This window comes from Malikia granosa (assembly GCF_002980595.1).
GTDB lineage: Bacteria > Pseudomonadota > Gammaproteobacteria > Burkholderiales > Burkholderiaceae_C > Malikia > Malikia granosa.
Map to the genome: position 1 here is coordinate 1 of NZ_PVLQ01000147.1, position 2,951 is coordinate 2,951.

4 protein-coding genes are annotated in these 2,951 nt (G+C 63.4%); all 4 read left to right on the forward strand.

All coding sequences use genetic code 11. The annotated features are described in order from the left end of the window. Window positions 1–134: 134 nt before the first annotated feature. The 4 genes from C6P64_RS17640 (at window position 135) to C6P64_RS18100 (ending at window position 2,921) form a co-directional block, all read left to right on the forward strand. Window positions 135–857 carry a Rha family transcriptional regulator gene (locus C6P64_RS17640; protein WP_105749830.1) on the forward strand — a complete coding sequence of 241 codons (723 nt, stop codon included), beginning with the start codon at window positions 135–137 and terminating at the stop codon, window positions 855–857. Window positions 858–871: 14 nt separating this feature from the next. Continuing rightward, a complete protein-coding gene (locus tag C6P64_RS17645; protein WP_146115982.1) occupies window positions 872–2,134 on the forward strand; it encodes a helix-turn-helix domain-containing protein in 1,263 nt (420 codons plus the stop codon). A 74-nt stretch (window positions 2,135–2,208) separates the two neighbouring features. Further along, a complete protein-coding gene (locus C6P64_RS18095) occupies window positions 2,209–2,598 on the forward strand; it encodes a DUF6864 domain-containing function (RefSeq protein ID WP_146115983.1) in 390 nt (129 codons plus the stop codon). Further along, window positions 2,595–2,921, forward strand: a complete 327-nt coding sequence (locus C6P64_RS18100) for a hypothetical protein (protein ID WP_146115984.1) — start codon at window positions 2,595–2,597, stop codon at window positions 2,919–2,921. Before C6P64_RS18095 ends, C6P64_RS18100 begins: the two co-directional genes overlap by 4 nt. Window positions 2,922–2,951: the final 30 nt, after the last annotated feature.

The following is a 2,951-nucleotide window of genomic DNA, read 5'->3' on the forward strand; positions in this document are numbered from 1 at the left end:
TCAGGCCGCTAGGTGGGGGGGCTGAATAGTTACCAAGGCAGCGCCGCCGACCTGGAGCGCGCCACCGCCCGCGCCTGCCGCGCCGCCACCTTGCTCAAGCGCCTGAGCTCCGCCCAGGTCCAAGGGGGTGCAGCATGAACCGCGCCGCGCCCATCACGCCCGAGCTGACCGTCGTTGACGGCCATGTCACCACCAGCAGCCTCGACGTTGCGCGCCACTTCGGCAAGCGGCACGATCACGTGCTGCGCACGATCCGCGATCTGCTCGCGCAACTGCCGGCGGAACGTGCCCCCAATTTTGGGGAGACGTTCATCGACGTGCCCGGCCCCAACGGCGCGACCCGTTCGGAGCCGGCCTACCGCATCACCCGCGACGGCTTCACGCTGCTGGCCATGGGCTTCACCGGCGCCCGCGCGCTCGAGTTCAAGCTGGCCTACCTCGATGCCTTCAACCGGATGGAGGCGGAACTGTCCCGCTGGCAGGCAACCATCGACCCCGCGGCCAAGTCCACCCGCCAGGCGCTGGAAAACGCGGCCCAGCTCGCCGCCCTGGTGCAGGCCGAGGCCTTCGAGCAGTTCGCCAAGTCCGAGCTGTTTGACGGCGGTCGCTGGCTGTTGACCTTCGTCGCCGACGAGCGCAAGCCCGGCCAGACCCGGCCCCACATCACGCGCATCGAGACCGATGCCTGCATCATGAGCCCGGAACGCTTCCTGCACGCCCTGGTCGAGCCCAACGGCATCGCGGTCAAGCCCCAGGTGATGACCGACTTCATCGCCCAGGCCATGACGCGGCTGCGCTGGAGCCTGGACTACCTCGAGAACAAGGCCGCCGGCAAGCCGGTCAAGCTGCACTGGTGAAACAGGAGGCCGACATGCAGACCATGACTCTGACGGCCTCCGAGGCCGCCGGCCTCAAGCGGGCCAGCCTGCGCGCGCTGGTGGGCTCCAGCGACGTGCGGCTGGCGTCCGGTCCCAAGCTGGCCCTGATCGCCATCGCACGCTGCCACGACGACCGCGCGGGCCGCAGCACCTGCTCGCTCAAGACCATCGCCGTGATGTCGGGTGTCGGCGAGAAGCAGGCCGCCCGCAACGTCGAGGCGCTGGTCGCGCTCGGCCTGGTCAGACGCATCCCGCGCCAGGGCCGATCCACCGCCTACGTGATCGACCTGGCGGCGCTGGCCGCCTTCGAGACCTGCCGCCGCGACGCCGACCAGCCCGCCGAACCCCGGACACCCATGTCCGGGGTGGGTGCAGACACCCTGGACATTTGCGACGCCGACCCCGGACATTTGGAGCCGCCACCCCGGACATTGGCGACCTCAACCCCGGACATCCATGTCCACCGTACTGAGAGGGTACTGATAGGTACTGAGGGAGGTACTGAAGCGCGCGTGCCGGCGCCTGAGCCGATGGACGATCCGGTCAGGGTCGAGGCCATTCCCTCCCTTCCCCCCATCGAATCCTTGCAAGCCGGAAACCCGCTGCCGGCGGCAGCCGCGCCCCAACACGCCGGGCCGGCTACCGAACAGCCTGCCGCACCGGCCGTCCAGGCCGACCCACTGGCAACCGCCGCCGAGCTTCTGCCCGCGTACACGGCCCCGCTGTTCCGAGCCCTCAATGCCCGCCGCGTCGCTGCCGGCAAGCAGCCGCTGCGCGACCGCGATGTGCGCGACCTGGCCGCCGAGGCCGAAGCCGCCGGCCGCAGCCTGGCCAGCCTGGTCGAGCTGATCGACGCCCGGGGTTGGGTGTTCGCCCGCGCCGACTGGAAAGGCGTGCGCCAGGAAGCCGCCCCCGGGCGGGCCCGCCCCGACGAGCTAAGCGCCCAAGCCCAGGCCGCCGCCGCCATCCGCGCCGCCGCCGTCAGCACCAGCCCGATGGCCAGCGCCGAGACCCGCGCCCGCTACGCCGCGCAGCTGGCGGCCCAGCGCGCCGCCATCGCGGCCAAGGCCGTTTCCACGTCGCCTGACGCTGTGGCCGGCCTGGACCTGACGGGCCAGCCCGCCTGGGTGGTCGAGAACGTGCGCAAGCTGCGCGCCGGCCTGCCGGTAGGCCACATGGCGCGGACCCGTACGGCGGAGATGCTGGGGGTGGGGAGGAGGGAGCTGGAGGGAGTGGCTATGGTTGTGGAGGTATGAGATCTGTGGAAATGTACTGATGTAAGGCAAAATACAGCTGTCAAAAATTTTGTATTGTTAAGAAAAGGAAATATATGCAAGCTATCTCTAGCGCTTTCGTTTCATCAGGGCTTCCGTCTGTGCAGACTCATATTCGTACATCAGGATTTGATGTTGTTGCGTCGGGTACTGTGATTACGGCAGATAATAATAACTTAGAGTTTCAATTGTCACATTTACGAGTTGTTTTATTGTTTGTTTCCGACTCTGGGCAAGTACGTATAGGTGGTTCATCTGCTGTTGGCTCTACACTAAACTTGGAGCTTTACAATTTCAATAACTCCATTGGATCAGGGACAACTTCACCGATTGAAATTGGAACCTTGGCTGGAAGAAAGCTTTGGCTGTCCTTTATGGTTTATGCGCTCAGCGCAGAGAGTAGTAAAACTGTCCACTATACATTCATGCTAGGAGAGCCAGCATGAACGAAAAAACCCAAGCTGAAAGCACAGAAATTCAAGGTGAACTCCATGTTCCACGCCTACCATCTTCAAATGGTACCGTTTCTGCCCCTATTCCTGGAGCTCTAACACAGCAGATTGGTTCTGGGGAGCATGCTCAGAATTCGATCGTGTACAGTACGATACTTTGGTCATTCATTGGAGGCGGGTTGCTATCTGCCGCCTCTGTCATAATCGCGCTTTGCAAGGGTAGTGCGAGCGCTTTTGATGAAATAAAAGATATATGGTCGATTTTTGCGCCACTTATCACGCTTGCACTTGGTTATATATTTGGTAAGGGGAGGTGATGATAGCTAAAGGAGTGATTTCAAGGTGCC